Source organism: Lactobacillus sp. UCMA15818, from assembly GCF_030400225.1.
Taxonomy (GTDB): Bacteria; Bacillota; Bacilli; order Lactobacillales; family Lactobacillaceae; genus Liquorilactobacillus.
Genome location: NZ_VJYB01000001.1, coordinates 12,726 through 34,314, shown reverse-complemented (window position 1 = coordinate 34,314; position 21,589 = coordinate 12,726). Strand labels below are relative to the sequence as shown.

Sequence of the window (21,589 nt, the reverse complement as noted above, 5' to 3'; positions counted from 1 at the left end):
TACTAGAATAAATGTAAAGGCCATTCCTCAACAACTTTGCAAACATCTGCAGGATTATCTAGACAATCAATAACATAATTTTCAATGGTTTTAATTGAATCAGATAAATCACCCTTTTTTAAGAATGCGTTAATAAGAAAATCTTCCCAATTACCTCTAATTCTTACACTAGGATTGATCCTCAGAAGTTTGTTCCATACTTCTTGAACATCAGGACCTGGTCCAAAAATATCGCCTAAAAACCAATAATCATCTACATTTTCTTTTTTAGCATCTTCATAAAATGCGTTTAATGCACTTAAATTCCCATGAATATCTGAAAAAATTGCAATTTTTGTCATGATGAAATGGTAACTCCTTTATTTTAGCTAAGAAACGTAATTTTTTATTCAATTAACCAATGTAGTATTTGTTCCATTTTCAAGTACATATTTAGTTACCTCATAGGTTAGTTTCTATATTTCTTTACTGAAAATAAATTGTTTCCCCTTTTTTCCGATGTAGGTTTGGGATTCTTTTACAAATGCTGCTTTTTCATAAAGATTTTGAGCAGCCAAATTTTTTTCATTTACACCTAAAACAATTTTTTTCACTGCAGGATAATTCTTATGGATGTAATTTGGTAATAACTGTAGAGCTTTTAATGCATGCCCTCTTCTTAAAAAAGCTTCATTAGTTGAAAAATTTCGTAATAGAACACTTTTTGTAGTGGTCGTATATTTAAACTTGTCTTCACCATAATCTAACACAAAGAACGTACTAATTTCATTTAAATCATTAATTAATAGGATTGAATGATAATTCTTATTTTTTTGAGAAATAATTATTGCGTCTTGCGGTAACCCAGTGTATGTATCATCTCCTACCTTATAAGATTTCAATTGACTTTTGTATGTATCATTGTATTCAACTAATTTCATTTTTTCATCTCCAAGAACTATCAAATAAATTTTGGATTAAACTTATGTATTTATAACTTTTAAAAATAATGATTTAGTTTTTCCTATTTCATTTGGAAAAAATTTAATTTCATAATATTGTACTCCTCAAATTTCTTTTAGCTTCATCATCTAAATACGGCATCACATTCGCTACAGAAAGTTCAGTGTCGGAAAATGTCTTAATACTATTTTTTGCCAAAACTTCGGCAGTGATTCCTTTTCCCGAAACCTTTTTACCTTTGAATGTACCATCATAGACTCGGCAATTCCCACATGAAGGACTACCATCCTTAAGGAATGCAGCAGATACATGATTTTCATTAGCTATTTTTAAGACTAAAGCTGCACCAAAAATATATTTATCTGTCACATTGTTACCATCTATTTCCTTCACTGTTGCTTGACCTGCAAGAACTTCACGAGCTGTGCCTCCAACGATTTCTGCAGATAACCGTGGAATATCAAACCCAGCCATAATTTCAGGACACATTGTTATTGCTTGACCATGTGTAACCAACCAAACTGCTAATTTATTTGTAGCAGCAGAGCCATCATAACGGACCTTGTATCCCGCCAAGCATGAACTAATTAATATCAATACTGCTTTCATTCCCTTCTACATTTTTTGACCATTACTATAATATTCGATCAAGATAATCAATATCTGTGCGCCTTTGATAACCTACATGATTCCAAAATTTTTTCCCAAGTTCATTATCTTTCATAACACAAATTGATATTTTTCGAATTCCAATTTTTTGTAACTCCGTTGATACAAGGTTTAAGAATCTCTGAGCAAGTTTTAATCCTCTATAATCTTTGTCTATTGCCAAATGATAAATCTTACCTCTTCTTCCGTCAGTCGCGCCCATAATTGTTCCAATTAACTTTTGGTTGAAAAAAGCAACATAGCAAAGCTCTGGATTAAATTTCAATAAACGACTGATTTCTACAAGATTATCATCTTCTTCTCGTAAATTCATTCCTGATAGCTTTTTCCAAAGAGTGTACGCAGCATCATAATCATTAATCGTCATTTTTCGAATTTGAACCTGGTCCAATTTCATAACTTTTCCCATATGAATTACCCTTTCGTAACTGTTAATAGTTTAACTGAATTATATATTTTTCACTCTATTAGAACAAGGGATAGTTTAAATTACTAGACTATCTCCACATCATATATCATATTTTTGAAATAAAAAAAAGATTGTGCCAAAAGTTAATTTTTGACTCTATCTCTTTTTTATTCTGTATAAATATGTTCCACAAATTAACATTACCCGTCCAACTTCGAACTACTCGTAGCAAAGTGCCTGCGATGTTCGCAGTTTTAAGTTAGTATTCAAATTTTCCCGACTTGTGTCATACCCTCATTACTGTTTCTTAAATTGTTGTTTCTCTTTTCTTAATGAAAAACCTCCAGATTGCATAAGCAATTAACCACATAGCCAAGAATGCAAGAACTAATCCATATCCCAGCCAACTAAAATCTATATTCTGTATCCATGACCAAATTCTGCCTTGAGCATGCACCATACTTGTAGCAACTTGGATTAATTCAATCGCACCAATGAGAAATGCTGCAATTACAGAAATTGTAGTTACGGTTAAATTATAATATGCTTTCCTGACAGGAGTATCGAAAGCCCATGTATAAGCACCTGACATCATCACGGAATCCGTCGTGTCCATTAGATTCATTCCAGATGCAAACAAAACCGGCAATGCAATAATACCAAGTGTAGGTATTCCTGACTGAGCAGTACTTGCAGAAAGAGCAATCAATGCAATTTCGGTCGCTGTATCAAATCCTAGTCCAAATAAAAATCCGATTGGATACATTTGCCATGAATGATTTATGCATTTAAAAAATGTTTTAAAAATTCTAGCTAAAAAGCCACGTGACATTAGAATATTATTCAAAATATCTTCGTCAACTGAGCCGTCCTTCATAGATTTCAACGAACGATAAAGACTGATAAGTACTAAAAAGTTAAAGGCTGCTATTGCAATTAAGAAACTGCCTGAAACGAGTGAACCAATTCTTCCACCTACAATTTCTAAAAAGGGTAATTTTAATTTAGCCCATTTAACTGAGATACTTACCAAGATTGCCATTAGGAAAACAACTGTCGAATGTCCCAAAGAAAAATAAAAACCTACTCCGTAAGATTTTTTATCTTGTTGAATCAACTTACGCACTGTATTATCAATCGCGGCAATATGATCTGCATCGAAAGCATGCCTTAATCCCAATGAATACGCTAATAATCCTAATCCCCAAAAGCTGGGGTGCTTTGCTGCTGCCATGAATAATAATGCAATACCTATTAAGTGTAACCCTAAGCTCGCCAAGTAATATGGTGTAGAACCATAAATAATTTTTTTCTTCAAAATAATTAATCCCCCATCTGAATTTCTCACTAAAAATTATATAGAGATTCGACGGCTTCAACTTTACCTTATAGCATAATTAAAAGAACTTATCATTTGATAATATACAATGTATCACTTGCTACAGCTTTCTATTCATAATAATTTAAAAAATATGAGATTTTAGGTTATCTGACTACAAAAAAGTTGCTACCTAGCTGGATCTATTAGGATACTCTTATTATTCTTGATCAAAATTCCCTGCTCGTTGGTCAATCTGGTGATTGTTTTCTTAGTCTTTTCCTCAAAATCATTTATGGTACTGTTTAGATGACGGTCTAACTTCAAATGCACATCATAATGCGGATAGATTCTAAAACTAGTTGCATTAATGGAAGTCATATCTACATCGTTATTAAAATTATCTTCTGGGTAAAGCTCATCATATAGATCAAGATCTGGACCTAAAACGATTGCACCTGCACTTATTCCATAGAAAGGTGTATCCTTTGCAGCCAGGTCCCGCAAGATACCGATGATTCCGGCTTTTCTTAGATTGTCCAATAATAAAAATTCATAACCGCCATTTAAAATAATTGCCTTGGCAGTTTCAAGCATGACTGACTTATCCGATAAAGCATCAAATAAGATAACATTTTCAAATCCTAATGCTTGGACCGTTTGCTGTAATTCCATCATTTTAGGATGATTCTTTCCCTCCTTGACTGAATTAACAATGATTACTATCTGGTCAGCCTCAAAATCTATATTTCCTAGTAAACTAATAAAGCTTTGCGTGATTCCTTTATTTATAAATGCCCGTGAAGAAAGTAAAATATTGTTCATCTTTACGCTCCTTTTGCTTTGTACAAAAACAGATATTTGTTAATTGTACTATATTATAGACTCTAATTTCAGAATTAGTTTTTAAATGTTCTTAGGTTTCCGTTTATTTTTTTCAAATATAAACACGGTGGATAATAGTAGCCATGCGAATGGCATTGCAACCTGATATGGTTTGATAAATGCCCATGTCATCTTCTGTTTAACAATTTTTGTGATGTTTTCATGATAATTAGCAACCTGACGATTAATTTTCTTAACCTTTTCTTTTACAATTTCAGTGATTTTTATTTGGACTTTCTTCTTAACGGAATCTGGCCACTGAGTTCCATTATGATTTACTAGATATTGTCTTGTTTCGGATTCAATTATTTTTGACTCTTCATGGGAGTTAACAGCAGGACTACCTGTTGTAGTTGTTCCACTGTATAAGTTCTTATGTGTTGTTTGCAATATTTGTTTCTTTTCTGCCTGACTAACAGATACTTTCTTAATTTCATTTTGTGCTGTTGTCCACACTTGAGCCTTTGCAGTACCTAAATTAGTTGAGAGTGCAGAAACAAAAATAGCAACAGCAAGCACTGTCCCAATCTGCCTAAAAACTCCTGTTACACTTTGCGATGCCGTAAGTAGTTCACCCGTAAAATCACCAGCACTCAAAACCGTAATTGGACCGATAATTATACCATAGCCCGCGCCAATCAGAACGCAAGAGATTGCAAATTGCCAATAGAGATCTGGATTCATGATTGAGATTCCTACATAACCAGCTGCTAGGAAAAAAAGACCTGTCGCAATTAACAAACGGCTGCCTACTTTTTTTAGCAGTAATCCGCTAATTGGAGATAATAGAAACACCATTATTGAAGCGGGGGTAATCATTAAAGCAGCTGTTAACTCAGTATGACCTTGAACTTTGGTAAAAAAACTTGGCATCAGCACCATCATTCCAACAAAGAATATCCCAGAAAGAACTGTCACAACTACTGCACCTGTGAAATGGCGATACTTAAATAAATCCAGACGAATCATTGGGTCCGAAGTCCTAGACTCACGCCAGATGAACAAGCTGAGTGATACAACAAATCCACTAAATAAGCAAAGAATTTTATCACTAGTCCATCCCCAAGTACTTCCTTGGACAAGTGCAAGCGTCAGTGAAAACAACGTTAAAATTGCCAGCAGCATCCCAGTAACATCTAATCTAGCTCGCACAATTTTTTCCTTGCGCAATGGCAACAAGAGTAAACACATAACAATCGCTAACAATACCAATGGAATATTAATATAGAAGATTCCTCTCCATCCCCAGAACTGGGTAATCAGTCCACCAATTGTTGGCCCAAAAGCTGTTGCAAGCCCTTGTGTAATCCCTAAAATCACAACTGCCTGATTTCTTTTGCTTAATTCAACCGAATTAATGCCAATCGTCATACTGGCTGGAAAAATGATGGCAGCACCAATACTTTGAATTTCACGTCCTGCAATTAACAAAGCTATTGTTGAACTCGAAGCAGATAGCAGTGATCCAATAAAAAATAGGATTAACCCAAGAACATAGACTTTATGCCGGCCCACCTGATCACCAATTCTACCCAATGGAATAGTAAGTGCCGCAAATGTAATTGTGTAGACATTTAGTGCCCACTGAAGTGTATTAAGATCTGTGTGAAGTCCTGTTTGAATTGCTGGTAGAGCAATATTCATTACTGTTGTATCAAGCATACAAAGAAAAATTCCTAGAGCCATTGTTACTAAAATAATAATTTGTTTCTTCTTCAAAATAATTACCCCTTACTATAAAGTTATGCAGTAAGTGTAAGTAATGATATATTATAAGTAAATAATTAGGTTACAGAAAGGCGGAAACTTGTAAACTATGTCACCCCAGGAAATAAAGCATTTAAAGCTTAATCGAATATACAAAGCACTTTTATCACTTCTAGCTGATTACCCTCTTAGCGACATCACTGTTTCAACTTTGTGTCGCAATGCAGGAGTCTCGCGTACTTATTATTATCGAAACTATAAGTCTATGCAAGAAATCATAGCGCGTCATCAGGAAATGGCTATTAAATCCTACTTGCGGATTTTACCACATGCTGCACGTATGGATTTTGCACAGCTTATGACTGCATACTTTCAATTAATGCAGCGACAATCAACTGAAACCGCACTACTTATTAATGCTGGCCTAACAAATACTTTAATTAAAACTTTTCGTACTGTATACCTCTTTCTTCTAGAACAAAAAATCATCAATCCTTCAAATAAAAGACAACGAAATCAGTATTTCGCTTCATTTATAGCTGGTGCAGTAATTTCCATTCAAATTCAGTGGATAAGTGGAGGAATGAAAGAAACACCAGCCGAAATGGGGAAGATTCTCAATAATATTTTTTAAAAAAATACAAAGAGGGCAATAAAAAAACCAGATCAAAATTTAGCTTTTGTTCTAGCTTCTCTGTTGGCTATACTACATCGATTTTTTATATTACTCTATTATTGATTTCTTCATCAGAATGTCGCGTTGTTCATCGCCGCCTAAATCAAAAATATGTTCACTAAACTCAACAAAACCTTGTTTCTGATAGAATATTATCGCACCCTCATTGTGTTCCCAAACGCCTAACCAGATGTATTTCTTATGCATTTTCTTGGCTTCATCAATGGCATATGAGATTAATTGTTTTCCTAATCCTAAACGTTTGAATTCTTTTTTAATATAAATTTGCTCGACTTCTAACCCATCATCGCTTTGTAATTCCGATTGTGCACTACCAATATTTAATTTGAGATAACCCGCTAGCTGATTTTGATAGTAAATGAACTGAAAATTACTTTCATGGTTCTCAACTTCTTTTCCTAGTTTCTGTGGCTCATAAGCAGATTCTAAATATTTTTCTAAGTCTTCTTTTGAATTCTCAGCCCCGAAAGTGTCTGAAAAAGTTTCAATACTAATTTGTCTCAAAGTATTAATATCGCTGCTTTTTACTGGTGTTAAATTAGTTACCATTAAAATGACCGCCTTAATATACTCGCTTACGCCTTTTTTTACTTCATTCCACTCATTAATAACATTTTTAGAAGTAAATAATTTAATTCCCTTCAGTCTACTTCGTTGAAACAAGTCTTTTTAGAACTATTTGTAGCGATACTCCAAAAATATTAATTGCTGCATTTTTAACTATTCAGTTGTTCATCAAACTTGAATATTCCCTTCAATGCATGTAGTCGCATAACCGCCAACAAGGATTTGACCAGTTTGGGGGATTTTTACATATACCTGCCCTTTTCGCCCTAGGCAAGTTCCTTGACTAGCTACATATTCAGTTCTATTACCCAGTAATTTGCGGTCTCTAACTGAAACTGCTACACAACCATTACCACTACCACAAACAGGATCTTCATCAGCACCTTCACTTGGAGCAAACGAACGTACTTCAAAACGCTCTTTGTTACTTTGTGGATATTCACCGAAGATTGTGACCCCAGATGCTGATTCATTAGTAATATTTGCTAAATTTTTCATATCAGGTTTGATTTTTAATACCTGTTCAGCATTTTTTAATTGCAACGTATACCAAATCACTCCTACATCAATCTTTTCTCCATACTGAATATCACTTACCGAAATACCTAATGCTTGGCTAATTTTAATTATTATATTATGTGAAATTTTCTCTTTCTTAGCTTCAGGCAAGGTAAGAAACAATTGGTTTTTGGACAGATAGATTTTAACCAGTCCACTACCACATTCTTGAACAAGATAATTATCATGTTTTGGACTTAGACCAGATTTTAAAACAGCATAAGCCGAGCCAATTGTAGGATGTCCTGCAAAAGGTAATTCATGTTGTGGCGAAAATATTCGTAAACGATAATCAGCAGTTTTATTTTCTGCTTTACAAACAAATGTCGTTTCTGATAAATGAATCCAGTTGGCAATTTTTTGCATTTGCGTAGTTGTCAAAGAATTACCATCCAACACAACTGCGACTGGGTTTCCCATAAAAGAACCTTGTGTAAAAACATCTATTTGTTTAAAAGGTATTAAAAATGGCGCTGTCATATTACTATCTCCCTTGCTTAGACTACTGAATATCCAGCAGTACTTTAGTATTCTTGAACAACATTTGTTTATAGTATATACTTGCCTTTAATATAGCAGAAATAGGCACCACTGCAAAGGAGATACTGTTCATAATAATTTAATTAAGAAAGAGGCTTTTAGACATGAAGATTATTGAAACAAGTCAAGCTCCCCAAGCAATTGGACCATATTCTCAAGCAATTGCACATCAAGGAATCCTATATTGCTCGGGTCAAGGTCCCCTTTCCCCAGATACTAACAAAGTTCCTTCTGGTATCAAAGCTCAAACTGAACTAGCTTGTCAAAATATTGCGGCTGTTTTGAAAGCTGGTCAAAGTAGTTTTGACCAAGTCTTGAAGACTACATGTTTTTTAAGCGATATTAAAAATTTTAATGACTTTAATGAGGTTTACGGACAGTATTTTATCTCTAAACCCGCGCGTAGCTGTTTTGCAGTTAAGGATCTTCCAATGGGGATATTATGTGAAATTGAGGTAGTATCAATAAGCAAAATTAAAGAATAGGTAGCAATTTAAAATCTTTATGAATAATAATAATAAGATTTAATTATGGATTAATAATTTTTGAAAGGAGCTGGTCAAATTTAACCTTGACCAGCCCCTCCAATTATTACGTATAAATGTGTTTCATAAGTCAAAATTCTCCATCTACTTCAAATTAGGAACATAGCAAAGTACTCGCTATGTTCGTAATTTCGAGTTAGTACTCAAATTTCCCCGACTTATGGCACGGTCCTATTTTAGTTACAGATAAAAATATTTTATGGGGTATATTTTATGGGGTATATTTTTAGTAATGCCTTAAATTCTAGAATTACGACCGCGTTATTTTACCATGTTGCCTTTCTCCTTATTTAAAAATAACAAACATGAGAAAAAGATAACCAATAACACACCTAAAATCACATATGTCCACTGTTTCCAACTACTAACAAAAAAGCCAAAAACAAAATCACCAAGAGGTTGAACACCATCGAAAAACAGAAAAGTTAAACCGAATATTCTGCCTAAAAAAGCAACGTCTGTTTCATCTTGAATAAAAGTAGTAATGCTTCCAAAAAATCTTGCTTGAAAAATACCAAAGACTAAGGCAATTAGTAACCAAGTAGACAATGAAAGAAACATCCCACAGCCAATCAGTACAACACCATAAAATAGTTGCTCACAGTATATTCTTTGCGGCTGTATTTCACTTTTCTGGAAAGTCAACCATAAACCACCTAGTAATCCCCCAATAGCAGAGACTGTTAGAAATACACTATAGTTTGTTGCTTCCCCTTCAAAAAAATGATTTGCAATGTAAGGTGCAGCCAATAAAAAGCCAGCATAACAAAAATTAAAGATTCCCATAGCCAACATATACATTAATAAATTTGGGTGATTTTTTACATATTTGAATCCAATTAAAGTACTTGCAAAAACTGATTCTTTCTTATTATCCTTAGCAGCTTGTCTTTTTTTATATGGAATTAGAAGGTTCATGCACAGCGCCACAATATAGGACAGTGCATTAATTATCAAAAACTCACTGAAATCAATACCTTTAATTGCCAGTAAAGCTCCACCTATGAGTGGTGCACCTACATTTGCCATATTAAAAAATGTATTCGAAATAGCATTGAATTTCTGCAGCTGATTCTTCTTAACTATCTCAGGTGTAATGGCTTTTGCGGCAGGATAATTTAAGGCAATCATTAAATTCAGAATAAAAGTAATTATAATTAACAACCAAATTTGTGGTTGCTGGTTATTCACGTAAAAACCACCAACAAAACATATTAATGTTGAGACGATATCAGTCCATATTAAAACCTTTTTACGATTGCACTGGTCAACTAACACTCCGACTAAAAAATCTCCTAGAAAAAATGCTAAACCTCCTAATCCTTCTATCAAACCTAATAATTTAGTATTCCCAGTTGCTCGAACAATTAGCCAGTTGAGGCCCAAAACATAAATAGCAGAGCCTAATTGAGACGCAAATGGACTGAACATAAGTGGAAAATATGTTTTTTTTGAATTATTTATCATAGTTTTTAACTATACATTAAAAAAATTAGAAAGGCAATTATACTAATAACTTATTGCTAGTTATCGGGATCAGACGTCACTGCGAAATCATATTTTTTCTGATTCTTCGAATAGTACCTTCTCTTCATTTGTAGAAATTATGAGATTCTTGGAACAAACAATCAAAGTATTTTAAAGAATTGAGATTCACTTTAACCCCACCGTTTCTATTTATATTTATCCGTCACTTTCTTTACTATATCCATTTTAACATGTGAAAAGTACAAAAAGAGAAGCCAAGCAAACTTAATTTTTAACCTAGCTCTCCCTTACTACTTTAAACTATTATTTCATCGTTCCGCTGGTAACCTTTTTCAAATTTCTGTATAATCAATAAACATGAAGAATAATATATAGCGAAGTCTTCTAAAATTCTTTCAATAAAAATATAGGAGTGATTTGTGTGCAAGCATATATGTTTGATTTTGATGGTACTTTAGCCAATTCAGGGAAAACTGGAATTTTAGCAACTCAAGCAGCCTTTAAAAGGTTCTCATTAACCGTTCCCGATGCTGAGTTAGTTAATTATTATATGGGAATACCCATTGAAGTTTCCTTTAAGAAAATGGCTCCTCAACACTCCTTTAATGGACAAGAATTTGAAGAGTTAATGGATTGTTTTCGCGAATATTATAAAAAAAATGAATTAGCTAATATAACCTTATTTAACGGTATTTTACCAACCTTGAAAATTTTAACTCAACGATCTAAATCTCTCTATGTGATATCCAGTAAAAATTCAATAGCCTTATTACGAAATCTAGAAAACTTAAAAATTGCAAAATATTTCACAGATATTATTGGTTCAGATCAGGTTCAACATTTTAAACCAGCTCCTGATGGTGTTTTAGCGGTAATTAAGAGACATCATCTTGATACTGATGATTGTATTATGATTGGAGACGCAATCTTTGATCTACAGATGGGAAAAGCAGCCGGTGTTCATACTTGTGGTGTCACTTGGGGAGCACATGATTCTAATAGGCTGTTGAAAGAGCACCCTGATTTTCTTTTAAATAAGGCTGAAGAGCTGCTGGCGATTTAATAGTATCATTCTTGTTTTAATAGTTTTAATATCCTTAAAATATATATAGCTTATTAGTAAATGGTAAAATTTGAGTATTAACATGAAAATTATGAATACAGTTTTTCTTCACTCATAATAATTTTTAGTTGATACTTGTATTTTTTTCTTTTTAGTTTACAATGTAAACTAAGGCTACAAAGTAAACGTAGATTACAAAGTAAACTGAGGAGAAGATAATGACAACTGCAATTAAATTAAATCATGTTTCTAAAAGTTTTAACAAGCATCTTATTTTAAATCAAATAAGTTTGAAGGTTGAGTGTGGAGAAATTATTGGCTTACTAGGACCAAATGGTGCGGGAAAATCAACATTAATTAAAATCATGACTGGGTTGCTTTCACCTGATGCTGGCGAGGTCGAAATATTAGAAAATCCACTATTCAAAAGTAAGCATCGGCTAAGAGAGTATTTAGGAATTGCACCACAAGAATTAGGTATTTACCCGCAGTTAACGGTTAAGCAGAACTTAAAAAACTTTGGAGCTCTCAATGGTTTATTACCTATCCAAATTGAAGAAAAGTATCTATATGTGCTATCAATCTTTAATTTAAAAGATTTAGAAAAACAAAAAGCCGCAGACTTGAGCGGTGGTCAAAAAAGACGCCTCCATTCAGCTATCGCTCTGATGAATCAAGCAAAAATTATTTTCCTTGACGAACCAACAGTTGGTGCAGATGTTAATTCACGTAATCAAATTATCCATGCAATTAAAATGTTAAGTAAGCAAGGTATCACAATTATTTATACCACACACTATCTCCAAGAGATGGAAGCTCTTGATGCAAAAATCATTTTTCTTAATCATGGTCAAATCCAAGTTACTGAAAATTTAGAAAAAATTCTCCAAGATTATGCACGACCATCATTAGAACTATACTTTGAAAAACCTTTGCCTTCCTTAAAGGGCTGGAAAAAAGAAAATGATCATTTGAAGTTAGCACACTTAAAGAATAATACACAATGTGTAACGACCTTAAAAAGGATACTCAACGACCCCAGTGTTAATCAAAAACAATTGACAAATATCAAAATTATAAAAGCTGATTTAGAGTCCGCTTACCAAACATTATTAGGAGAGGAAAACTCAAATGAAAATTAAACAAATTTCTGCAGTGATAAAACTAAATAGTCGTTTGCAATTTGCAGATCCTACGGTACAATTTATTATGATCCTTGTTCCCTTAATAATGGCTCCTTTTATGCTTCCAGCAGCAAAAGCACAATTAGTCGCTGCAGGATACCTGCATGCAAATGGTGCCGAACAAGTTGTTCCAGGATTAGCAATTCTCTTTTCATTTTTTTCTATCCAGTTAATAATTCAGATGTTTTTTGATGAAACTATCTGGAATACATGGGAACGACAACAAATTTCAGCAACTTCTTTAGCTGAAATCATAACCGGAAAAGCCATTGTAGCTTATTTAATTCAAGTTTTTCAACTTGGTGCAGTAATTTTCATTAGCAGTTTACTCTTTAGATTTCATATTAGTGGAGATTGGATTGCATTTGTCATAATTATTATCTCATTTGCTGCAACATTAACTTTTTTTGGAATCATGCTTGTCAGCTGGTCAAAGTCCTCTGCCATCGCACTTTCTCTCTCTAATTTACTAGGAATTTTAATGGCTGGGTTGGGTGGCAGCTTTTCACCCGTTAATACATTTCCACATTGGGCTAGGATTTTGGCTAGAATTGATCCTGCATACTGGGGGCTTTTGGCTATTAAAAAAATCAGTTTGGATCATGATAAACTCATCACAATTATTCAAGACTTGAGTATCTTATGGATTATGACACTCATCTTTTGTTTATTATCATTATTTGGTTTTCATTTTCGGTCATTGAAAGAAGGAAATAATTAGTATGCACTCTGCTAAACCAACAAAAGAAACTCTGAGTAAGGATTATATACTTGAAACCACACTCAGAATTATAGATCAAAGCGGTCTCCAAAAGTTCTCAATGAGGAAGTTAGGTCATGATATGGATGTTTCACCAATGGCTGTTTATCGCTATTTTCCTAACCAGAATACCCTTTTTGATGGATTAGTAGAATGGATTTGGCAAACTGCTTTATTTGAAAAAAAGGATTCTGTATACATCGATTGGCAAGAACAAATTAGTGCCATAATGATTCATTTACGTGAAACCCTATTAAAACATCCAAATGCTCTACCTTTAATCTCAACTCATCCATTAGTAACTAAAACGGAATTTATATTAGTAGAAGATATCCTAGTTAAGTTGAAAATGAATGGTTTAGAAATTAAACCCACCACTGTTTTTTTGATTAATTCATTGTCCGCATACACACTAGGTTTCGTTTGGGCAGAAGCTATCGAACCAGAACATGGTGGTCAGGTTGATCCGGCTTTAATGAAAGATTTACAAGCCAATTCTAAACTGCTGAATAGTCTTCTAACATCCCTTCAAAACGAGCAATTTACCAGTGACGAACAATTTCTCATGGGAGTCCGAGCAATTTTAACTGGTTGGAAATAAAATGATTCCCTCTCAAAAAAATGTGATACAATTTTGCAGATCATGGAATAAATTTGTACAAAATGTATAAAGCGACTAAATCAATTTTTAACTTTTTGACTTAGTCGCTTTTTATTTTATTCATGTAAAAAAATGTATGAATATACTTATTTTTTTAATGTAAGATACAGCTTTTTTAATTTTATAATTCCAGAAAAATTTATTAAAGCTAGCAATACCAAGAACAATGGCAAAAACTGTATTAAATATCTACTTCTTCCTCCCTCAAAAAGAAGTAAGAATATAAATCCGCCAATAATTCCAAGCCTCAATGTTTGTTCCAATAATCCCCTGTTTTCAAAACCTAAAAGCAAAATACCTAAAGCCACGATCCACAACACCTGTGCCCAAAAATTAAAATCAGGTAGATACTTACCATCGGCATATAAATATTGTTTAAATACATTTGTATGCACTTTTGAGCTTGCAACTATAAAGTTTCCTTCGCGCAGCCAGCCAAAAGTTCCATCAGAAGTATTATATCCTTGCTTAGATATCAAAAACTTGAAGTACCCTAAGGAACCTCTTTTACCTAGGGTTTGCTTTATATGATGGACAGAATACTTTTCCCTTTGCTGTGGACTTTTTAACTTGTTCATCATATTTACTGAATCCATATCATAACCACCAGTCTGTCCACTCATTCCAATATCAATAAAATGTATAGGCGGAGTATTATTATGTTTATTGATCTCAATATATTTTTGTGTAGCGATAAAATTGCTTATTACGATAGATGCACTTATGAACATTAGCAAAAAAAGGGCCGTAATTAGTATTTCTTTTTTACCTACTCTATTTAACCTTAGTATTACCATAATTACAATTGCTATTACTGGAATTATGGCTGATGGCTTTATAAAATAGACGAAGCTTGTTAGAGGCCCAAGTATCATGGCATACACAATTGTAAATATCAATCTTTTCGAATGAATAATACCTGCAAACAATAATAACTCTAATGATACAAAAGGTAAAATAAATGTATCTGAGTATGGGACAAGAATCATCGGAAAGAAAAATAACAAAATTACATGAAGCCAGATCGCCCTTGCTTTATATATTTTATTATATACAGATACTGTGAGAATATTTATTATAACTGAAAAATCAATTAACACTATATTCAATAAGTCCAGCTTGAGCCAATAATTTTTTATACCGACTATACTAAAATAACTACGCTGAATTAACAACATCAGTATGTTATTTTGATTATGGCTAAAATAAGCCGATTCTGCATCTAAACTTTTTGAAACAATGGCATGTTTAAAAGCCCACAAATCAAAACCAATTGCTGGATGAGTCTGATAAACTGCATATATTTGAATTATAAAAGTTAACAATAAGCCTATAATCCCCAAGAGCACTGCATTTTTTTTAAAAAACTTATTTAGTGTACCCACACGGAATAAGAAAAATATCACTAAAATTAATATTGGAACACTAAAAATTCTTGCAGTTGTATTGCTTATTAACAAATTCTCGGACCTTATAGCCCCTATAAGTGTCATTCCCAACATAATACTAAATATAATAACTACAAAACTATCGAATTTTTCCCTAACAAAAGACAAAATGATATCCCCCTAAATACATTTGCATAATCTCTATTTTTATTGCATTAAAATTGCTAATTAACTAATCTACTATAACATCATATTATGTATTTGTGTAAATTGATTACGATTGCCATAATTATGCGTATTTATAAATTGCGGAATAAAAAACTTCGCAGGATTTTGTTCACCACAAAGTTTTCATTCGTTAAACTATGAATTTTTGTTTTAACTTGTTTTTCTTTGACTGACAAGACTTGGAACTATTTTTCGCATCGCAAAAAACAAAACAAATCCGATTAATCCACCCAGTGTATTTTGTAATAAATCATTGAGATCAAAAAGGCGATGTTCCAAATAAATGTAGGATAGCAACAACTGTGAACTCTCTATAGTCAATGAAGTCAAAAATGAAATGGTAAACATTTTTTTGAAGGTTGCTTTATCTTCCCAAAGAAGTGAGATAAATAACGTCAATGGGATAAGCATCACCAAATTTCCAACAATTGTATATTGTGAAGCAGCCGTATATATCGTTTTATACATCTCAAGCGGATGCCATTCAATACTATCAAAATATCCGAATCCATGGGTCAAACGAATCATTCCAAGATAGGTTCGCGGAGTATAAATGTTAATGCTGATCGTTAACTGAGCAACACAGATTAGATAAAAAGAGAATGCACCCTTCAAAATATTACGTTTACTTATCTTAGGAAATGAGGTATGTGTCCAATAAACAAGGACACACGGCAGGAGAAAAAAGCCTAATTTAAATGGAGTAATTGTTATAACAGGTAAGTAAAATTGATAGTCAATTAGCATAAATTTCACCCTCCTCAAATATTGATTGTCTCTAGTATACTGACTATCAATGAACAAAATGTTCTTAAAAGATGAAATATATTTACTTTTTGTTATAAAAAATTCTAAAGATTATTACCTTTCTTTATAAAAACGATTCTCACTAAATATATTTTTAAGCTCCTGTAATTTCGCAAGTAATTCACTCTAATTTTTTTATAGGGTCGGTAACTAAGAAAACTTATGATTTTAAGCGTAAGATGAATTAGTGTCTTGACCGCCCAGAGTTGTATTCTGTTACTTGGTTCTCAATATATTTAACAACTACTTTTTTTGAAACATTTTCTAAAGTACTCATAAAGCAGCTATGCGACCATAGATGTCCTCCAAAGCTGTTCTTTTGTTTCTGAAAATTGTTCCGAAGTTTCCTTTAAAAAACTTAGCAATGAAACTAGGTGTCTGTTTTGGGGAAAAACTTAACATCAAAAGAGGTGAACCTGAATGTATAAAAGGCTTAAACTACGGATATATCCTAATTTAGAACGACAAAAACAAATAGTTGAGAACTTGCAGCAACTAGATTTGTTTGGAATCAGATTGCTCCTAAGTCAATTTTTGTCACGGAATCACTTATGTCTTAATTCCTGATTTGCAATAAATTCTGGGAACTCCCCTATTTTTCCATCAAATCTACAAACATTATCCAGATAATAAAAAGTACAAGTTTTCTTAACATCATGAATTTTATCTATTAAATCTAACACATAAATTCTTTTCTTTAGAGCTGTAGCAATACCAAATTCAATATTTGCTCCTTTTCCTCCTGGAAATACAAAAATCAAAAAATCACAATCTGATATACCTTTATATTCTTTATTAGCAATGCTTTGCAATTTCCTAAAAGTATCTACTTCCTTATTTTTAGCCCAGTCATAAGTTCTTGTAAAGTTTAGATCTTCTAGACTGGCGGATAGATTATTTATCAGTGACACATACCTAAAAGAACCAGCAATATAAAATTTTTTTACATCAGTATTATGCATCGACTTTGTCTCCATTAGACTTTAATTTTATGGTTATTTTTTATCTTTTTTCAACGTTGGTTATTGTCTTTACTAAGATGCATCACAAAAAAGTTAAAACATAAAATAATATATTTTAGCTTTTTTGTATAATTAATCAGCGTTACTATTATATATCACGATTCATAGTAATATCAGTTGGAATAAAACCAAGTTTATTATAAACGTGAATTGCACGCTCATTATTACCAAAAACATGTAAACCAATTTTCTTAAAGCCTAATTTTTTTACTTCTATAAAGATTTCTCCCATTGCTTGCGTACCAAAACCTTTATTTTGAAATTCAGGTTCAATTGCAAAATCATAGATAAAAGAATCTTCAGGATTTGCTTTACTTCTAGCTAACCACAAATAGCCAATCATTTTTTGGTCAATGTTGAAAGTATAAAAGTAATTCTCTTTTGTCTTTAATCCATTAGGAAGTAATTGCCTATATTCTTCTTCAGCTAATTTGATTGCTTCTTCAGCACGCCATGTCCCTGCTGTGACCTTTTCAGAAGCATATTCTTTGATAGTTCCAACAATATACTTTTTGTAACCCTCTAAATCCATTTTCTTTAGCTCCATAAAATCACTCCTCTTATCAATAATCATAACTGACTTGATAATAAATTATACCTGCGTGCATTCTGAACGTAATTCATATTTTCAATTATACTATCAAGTGCCATTGGCGAATACCTAATTTGAATTATTATTTTCAGATGCTAACAGCTTACAAGATATATTTTCCAACACTTTTGAGTGCACGTAATCGCTTTTTCTCTGTCTGATCCTCCGCATTAAAATAAATAATTTTAAAATCTTTTAATCCTATTTTGCCAAATACTCCTCTCTTCAACATATTACCTAGAGGATTGCGATAATGTAACTTGTAAATAATATTTGGTGTACCGATTACTGCCAGAACGCGAATTTTAGTTTTTAAATTAAGAATTTGTCGCTGACCAGCTATCTTTTCTACCTGTCCTTTGCAAAATACTTTGTCGATAAAGCCCTTTAACATTGCAGGCATGACTTCCCACCAAACAGGAAAAATAAAAATTATTTCATCTGCTTTTTTTAGACGCAATAAATAATTTTGACTTTCTATATCGACATACTTCTTAGTTCGCCAACTAATTAATCCTTCTTTAGTAATAACCGGATTATACTTATCTGCTTGGAGATCAATTACATCAACTGTATGATGCTGGGCTTTCAAAGAAGCAATGGCATTTTCAGCAAGTCCCGCAGAGTACGATCTCTTGTGGAAAATATTTTGACTTGATTCTAAAGTATATGGATGATCGAGTACCAGAGCTACATGCATATTAAATCCCTTCTTTACATTTTTATATTCCGTGGAATATAATGAATAATAACAGCTATCAAACAAACTGTCAATTTATATTCGGAGGAATATATATATGCAAAAATTAAACCCATTATTACACCAACTTGATCAGGAACTTCATCGTTATCTTGCTTTTGATAACACAAAAAAAGTTCATGAACATTTATTAGAATATGATGAAGAATCTGTAAGCGACATTATCCCTAAGATTTCCGTGACCGATTTAGACATTATTAGTCGTATTGCAAATTGTCACGAAATCAGAATTAAGGAATTAGTAGACACTGTTTATTTTCCTCAAGGAACTGTCTCGAAAATAGTTAATCGTTTAGTAAAGAAAGAATTAATAAGAAAGTATCATCGTAGTGATAATAAAAAAGACGTTTATTTGAAATTAACCGCAAATGGTCAAATCATTGCGAAACTTCATGAAAAATATCATGAAAAAGAAAACAAAAAATTAAACGAACTGGGAACCAACTTTAGTAATTCAGATTTGCAGAAATTAACTGAAATTCTTAGAAAAATCAACGAGCTCCGAGAAAACTAGCCTGTAGTTCGCTAAAAATATATATATCTAATTGAAAAAATAGGTAACACAACTATTGAACAACTTTGGCTGATCAATTGGTAAGTTATGTCCTGCATTTTCTAAAACCAACAAGTTGCAGTTCTTAAAATTCATAGCCATTTCTGCTTGTTCTTTGAAACCAACAATTTGATCATGTTTACCTAACAACAAGAAAACAGGAATCTCTGAGTTCCAGTTTCTAAGTTCCAATTCATTTTTAAATTGATAGTGACTAAAATTATCAGCTTGCAGCCTTTCAATAAAGTTAAAATTACAGTTTCTAAGCCCAGGAATAACCTCATCTGTATACTTATACCATGAGATTTCATTGATAACTACATTCATTTTCAAAAAATCTTCTGTGTATCTATTACTTTGAATTTTGAAGTTTGTCTTTTGGATATTAATATGAGTTTCAACAATCCTTTTATTTGAATTTGCAGTCACAACTGGACATGTTAGAAACAATCCTTTTACACGTCTGGGATAACTATGAGCTATTCCCAAACTTAAATATCCACCGTAAGAGTGCCCACAAAGATAGAATTTATCAATTCTAATTGAATCAAGAAATCTTATAATTAAATCTATTAGATGATCACTAGATGGTTGTGGTTCGAAAAAAGATTGACTTTCTCCCATCCCAGGAAGGTCAATATAGATACGTTGATATTTTTTTCCACTGAATGCAGGTTCGTACTGCCGATTCATAGAATTAAGATCTAAGCACAGACCATGAAGAAAAACAACTGGCTCACCTGTACCTACTATCTCATAATGAATTAAAATATCATTGATTAGTTGCTGCATAAAGCACCTCCATTTTAGCCTGTTGTTAAATATCTTATTAGTTAATATATATAACTAAAACGTAGTTAATAAACAAAAAAATTAATGTATTTATACATTTTTAGAACTGTATTGGCTACTCCTTAATCTTATTCAATATATATTCTGCAAATTCAATCAAAACTAAATCATTGTAACTTCTTCTATACTTATTAGTTAAAGTGGAAATGTATTCATCTAAAGTATTTTTAATGAGTTCACTGTATTTTGCTGGAATATTTTTAAGTCCCCATTGCCCTCCTGAAAGTTTTGAAGTAATTATGTTCGCTTTCTTGTACGCAAGTGCGCGACAAAGATTTAATACAGTGTACATAGGTTGCTCTGTAATTGTAGATTTTGCATCTAAAATGTCATATAAAATGCTATTCCAATAAGATGATTTTGGAATTAAACAAAATACTTGTTCAATTGGTTTGCCAACTAAAACTTGTCCAAACTTTGTGGTAATCATGAGATGAGCGGTCAAATCTAGATCTGAACCATGCATTTCATAAATATATTTTATTGGGTTATTTATATACTTCCAATAATGCTGTTTAGAAAAATGTAGTTCAAAAGGTACTGGCTCATTAAATATTAAGGTATTTCTCAATAGAATAATGTGAAACTCTAAGCCCTTTGTGGGAGCCAATGGCCATAGTTTGCCAACTGTATACTCTATAAGCTTTTTTTTAACAACCAAGGTAAGCGGATTATAAACAACAACAAGATAATCTAAATCACTAATTGCTTCATTATAAGAACCCAGAACAAATGATCCGTGGATATATATACCAACTAAATTATTTTTTAATATTTTTTTGTATCCATGTTTTAGAAGCGTGAGTAGTTCTTCTGTGGTATCCACACTTTCACCACCTAAGTAATTCATTTTTTAGATTTACAGTCAGATTAACAAACTAAGTAGCTACTATGCTCATACATAATTAAGCTAAAAAATAATTTATAGCCATTCTTTCTTCAATTTGAAATAACTCCCCCTAATTGAACCTGCCAGCTTTGAACGTTGGTGCGCAAAGTTGAATTTACCTTGTAATTCAACTGGGACTTCCATATCTTCACACAACTTTAATCCAACTGCTCTCTTAGGTTTAGTCCCTTGTTTCTCATAAAGCACATTGATAATCATTCCGTTTTGATAAATGAAATCCGGCCAATATATATTATCATTTTCATAAACTGCGACTTCTAAAATAGGTGAATTAAATTCTAAGTTTCTTTCTTCTTTTAAAATTTTATTTAACCATTCAATTTCTTTTGTCTTTTCATTTGCTGGATATGCAATATATTCGAATTTGTACTTATTCCAAAAGTAACGAGCTTCATTAGCACGAAGCCCAGCCAACGAAGCAGCAACAGGTGAATTTTCCAAACCCTTTATTTGAATATTTTTAAAATCTACTTTATACATCATA

25 protein-coding genes and 1 pseudogene are annotated in these 21,589 nt (G+C 32.5%); 7 read left to right on the top strand and 19 right to left on the bottom strand.

What is annotated here, in order from left to right; all coding sequences use genetic code 11:
- Positions 1 to 2 precede the first annotated feature (2 nt).
- The 7 genes from FFX44_RS00185 to FFX44_RS00155 form a co-directional block, all read right to left on the bottom strand.
- Entirely contained in the window at positions 3 to 341 is a 339-nt protein-coding gene (locus FFX44_RS00185) for a metallophosphoesterase (RefSeq protein ID WP_289976716.1), read from the bottom strand.
- A gap of 114 nt (positions 342 to 455) precedes the next feature.
- Entirely contained in the window at positions 456 to 920 is a 465-nt protein-coding gene (locus FFX44_RS00180) for a GNAT family protein (RefSeq protein ID WP_289976715.1), read from the bottom strand.
- A gap of 109 nt (positions 921 to 1,029) precedes the next feature.
- Positions 1,030 to 1,551 carry a DUF523 domain-containing protein gene (locus FFX44_RS00175; protein WP_289976714.1) on the bottom strand — a complete coding sequence of 174 codons (522 nt, stop codon included), beginning with the start codon at positions 1,549 to 1,551 and terminating at the stop codon, positions 1,030 to 1,032.
- A gap of 25 nt (positions 1,552 to 1,576) precedes the next feature.
- The gene (locus tag FFX44_RS00170) at positions 1,577 to 2,020 is read right to left on the bottom strand and encodes a GNAT family N-acetyltransferase (protein ID WP_289976713.1); all 444 of its coding nucleotides are present in this window, start codon (positions 2,018 to 2,020) and stop codon (positions 1,577 to 1,579) included.
- Positions 2,021 to 2,327: 307 nt separating this feature from the next.
- Positions 2,328 to 3,338: a HoxN/HupN/NixA family nickel/cobalt transporter gene (locus FFX44_RS00165; protein ID WP_289976711.1), complete on the bottom strand. Its 1,011-nt coding sequence runs from the start codon at positions 3,336 to 3,338 to the stop codon at positions 2,328 to 2,330.
- A gap of 189 nt (positions 3,339 to 3,527) precedes the next feature.
- Positions 3,528 to 4,163, bottom strand: coding sequence for a Type 1 glutamine amidotransferase-like domain-containing protein (locus FFX44_RS00160; RefSeq protein ID WP_289976709.1), 636 nt, complete (start codon positions 4,161 to 4,163; stop codon positions 3,528 to 3,530).
- A gap of 81 nt (positions 4,164 to 4,244) precedes the next feature.
- Positions 4,245 to 5,942, bottom strand: coding sequence for an MFS transporter (locus FFX44_RS00155; protein ID WP_289976708.1), 1,698 nt, complete (start codon positions 5,940 to 5,942; stop codon positions 4,245 to 4,247).
- A 97-nt stretch (positions 5,943 to 6,039) separates the two neighbouring features.
- Between FFX44_RS00155 and FFX44_RS00150 the strand changes: the two genes are divergently transcribed.
- The gene (locus FFX44_RS00150; RefSeq protein WP_289976706.1) at positions 6,040 to 6,564 is read left to right on the top strand and encodes a TetR-like C-terminal domain-containing protein; all 525 of its coding nucleotides are present in this window, start codon (positions 6,040 to 6,042) and stop codon (positions 6,562 to 6,564) included.
- A gap of 90 nt (positions 6,565 to 6,654) precedes the next feature.
- Here FFX44_RS00150 and FFX44_RS00145 read toward each other — a convergent pair whose 3' ends face one another.
- Complete coding sequence (locus FFX44_RS00145) at positions 6,655 to 7,176, bottom strand: GNAT family N-acetyltransferase (protein WP_289976705.1); 522 nt, start codon at positions 7,174 to 7,176, stop codon at positions 6,655 to 6,657.
- 186 nt (positions 7,177 to 7,362) lie between these two features.
- The gene (locus FFX44_RS00140) at positions 7,363 to 8,232 is read right to left on the bottom strand and encodes a PhzF family phenazine biosynthesis protein (protein WP_289976704.1); all 870 of its coding nucleotides are present in this window, start codon (positions 8,230 to 8,232) and stop codon (positions 7,363 to 7,365) included.
- A gap of 164 nt (positions 8,233 to 8,396) precedes the next feature.
- Here FFX44_RS00140 and FFX44_RS00135 point away from each other — a divergent pair, with 164 nt between their 5' ends.
- Complete coding sequence (locus tag FFX44_RS00135) at positions 8,397 to 8,777, top strand: Rid family detoxifying hydrolase (protein ID WP_289976703.1); 381 nt, start codon at positions 8,397 to 8,399, stop codon at positions 8,775 to 8,777.
- Between the two features lie 321 nt (positions 8,778 to 9,098).
- On the opposite strand, the gene FFX44_RS00130 is transcribed toward FFX44_RS00135, so the two are convergent.
- A complete protein-coding gene (locus tag FFX44_RS00130) occupies positions 9,099 to 10,304 on the bottom strand; it encodes an MFS transporter (RefSeq protein ID WP_289976702.1) in 1,206 nt (401 codons plus the stop codon).
- Between the two features lie 442 nt (positions 10,305 to 10,746).
- On the opposite strand from FFX44_RS00130, the gene FFX44_RS00125 reads away from it, so the two are divergent.
- The 4 genes from FFX44_RS00125 (at position 10,747) to FFX44_RS00110 (ending at position 13,933) form a co-directional block, all read left to right on the top strand.
- Complete coding sequence (locus tag FFX44_RS00125; RefSeq protein ID WP_289976701.1) at positions 10,747 to 11,388, top strand: HAD family hydrolase; 642 nt, start codon at positions 10,747 to 10,749, stop codon at positions 11,386 to 11,388.
- A gap of 218 nt (positions 11,389 to 11,606) precedes the next feature.
- Positions 11,607 to 12,530 (top strand): ABC transporter ATP-binding protein, encoded by a 924-nt coding sequence (locus FFX44_RS00120; protein ID WP_289976699.1) that lies wholly within the window; start codon positions 11,607 to 11,609, stop codon positions 12,528 to 12,530.
- Positions 12,520 to 13,293: an ABC transporter permease gene (locus FFX44_RS00115; protein WP_289976698.1), complete on the top strand. Its 774-nt coding sequence runs from the start codon at positions 12,520 to 12,522 to the stop codon at positions 13,291 to 13,293. The genes FFX44_RS00120 and FFX44_RS00115 overlap by 11 nt, the downstream gene beginning before the upstream one ends.
- A 1-nt stretch (position 13,294) precedes the next feature.
- The gene (locus FFX44_RS00110; protein ID WP_289976697.1) at positions 13,295 to 13,933 is read left to right on the top strand and encodes a TetR/AcrR family transcriptional regulator; all 639 of its coding nucleotides are present in this window, start codon (positions 13,295 to 13,297) and stop codon (positions 13,931 to 13,933) included.
- A 146-nt stretch (positions 13,934 to 14,079) separates the two neighbouring features.
- Here FFX44_RS00110 and FFX44_RS00105 read toward each other — a convergent pair whose 3' ends face one another.
- From FFX44_RS00105 to FFX44_RS00080, 6 genes and pseudogenes are all read right to left on the bottom strand, one after another.
- Complete coding sequence (locus tag FFX44_RS00105) at positions 14,080 to 15,549, bottom strand: hypothetical protein (RefSeq protein ID WP_289976696.1); 1,470 nt, start codon at positions 15,547 to 15,549, stop codon at positions 14,080 to 14,082.
- Positions 15,550 to 15,759: 210 nt separating this feature from the next.
- The gene (locus FFX44_RS00100) at positions 15,760 to 16,356 is read right to left on the bottom strand and encodes a VanZ family protein (RefSeq protein WP_289976695.1); all 597 of its coding nucleotides are present in this window, start codon (positions 16,354 to 16,356) and stop codon (positions 15,760 to 15,762) included.
- Between the two features lie 244 nt (positions 16,357 to 16,600).
- Positions 16,601 to 16,705 (bottom strand): annotated as a pseudogene (locus FFX44_RS00095) (IS200/IS605 family transposase); the annotation flags it as partial.
- Between the two features lie 256 nt (positions 16,706 to 16,961).
- Complete coding sequence (locus FFX44_RS00090) at positions 16,962 to 17,378, bottom strand: group-specific protein (RefSeq protein WP_289976694.1); 417 nt, start codon at positions 17,376 to 17,378, stop codon at positions 16,962 to 16,964.
- Between the two features lie 148 nt (positions 17,379 to 17,526).
- Positions 17,527 to 17,985 (bottom strand): GNAT family N-acetyltransferase, encoded by a 459-nt coding sequence (locus tag FFX44_RS00085; RefSeq protein WP_289976693.1) that lies wholly within the window; start codon positions 17,983 to 17,985, stop codon positions 17,527 to 17,529.
- Positions 17,986 to 18,133: 148 nt separating this feature from the next.
- On the bottom strand, positions 18,134 to 18,730 hold the full coding sequence (locus tag FFX44_RS00080; protein WP_289976692.1) for an NAD(P)H-dependent oxidoreductase: 597 nt from the start codon (positions 18,728 to 18,730) through the stop codon (positions 18,134 to 18,136).
- A 97-nt stretch (positions 18,731 to 18,827) separates the two neighbouring features.
- Between FFX44_RS00080 and FFX44_RS00075 the strand changes: the two genes are divergently transcribed.
- A complete protein-coding gene (locus tag FFX44_RS00075) occupies positions 18,828 to 19,304 on the top strand; it encodes a winged helix DNA-binding protein (protein WP_289976690.1) in 477 nt (158 codons plus the stop codon).
- Positions 19,305 to 19,331: 27 nt separating this feature from the next.
- Here the strand turns inward: FFX44_RS00075 and FFX44_RS00070 are convergent, their stop codons facing one another.
- The 3 genes from FFX44_RS00070 to FFX44_RS00060 form a co-directional block, all read right to left on the bottom strand.
- Complete coding sequence (locus FFX44_RS00070) at positions 19,332 to 20,135, bottom strand: alpha/beta hydrolase (RefSeq protein WP_289976688.1); 804 nt, start codon at positions 20,133 to 20,135, stop codon at positions 19,332 to 19,334.
- A 115-nt stretch (positions 20,136 to 20,250) separates the two neighbouring features.
- Positions 20,251 to 21,021, bottom strand: a complete 771-nt coding sequence (locus FFX44_RS00065; protein ID WP_289976687.1) for an aminoglycoside adenylyltransferase domain-containing protein — start codon at positions 21,019 to 21,021, stop codon at positions 20,251 to 20,253.
- Positions 21,022 to 21,117: 96 nt separating this feature from the next.
- On the bottom strand, positions 21,118 to 21,588 hold the full coding sequence (locus FFX44_RS00060; protein WP_289976685.1) for a phage tail protein: 471 nt from the start codon (positions 21,586 to 21,588) through the stop codon (positions 21,118 to 21,120).
- Position 21,589 lies beyond the last annotated feature (1 nt).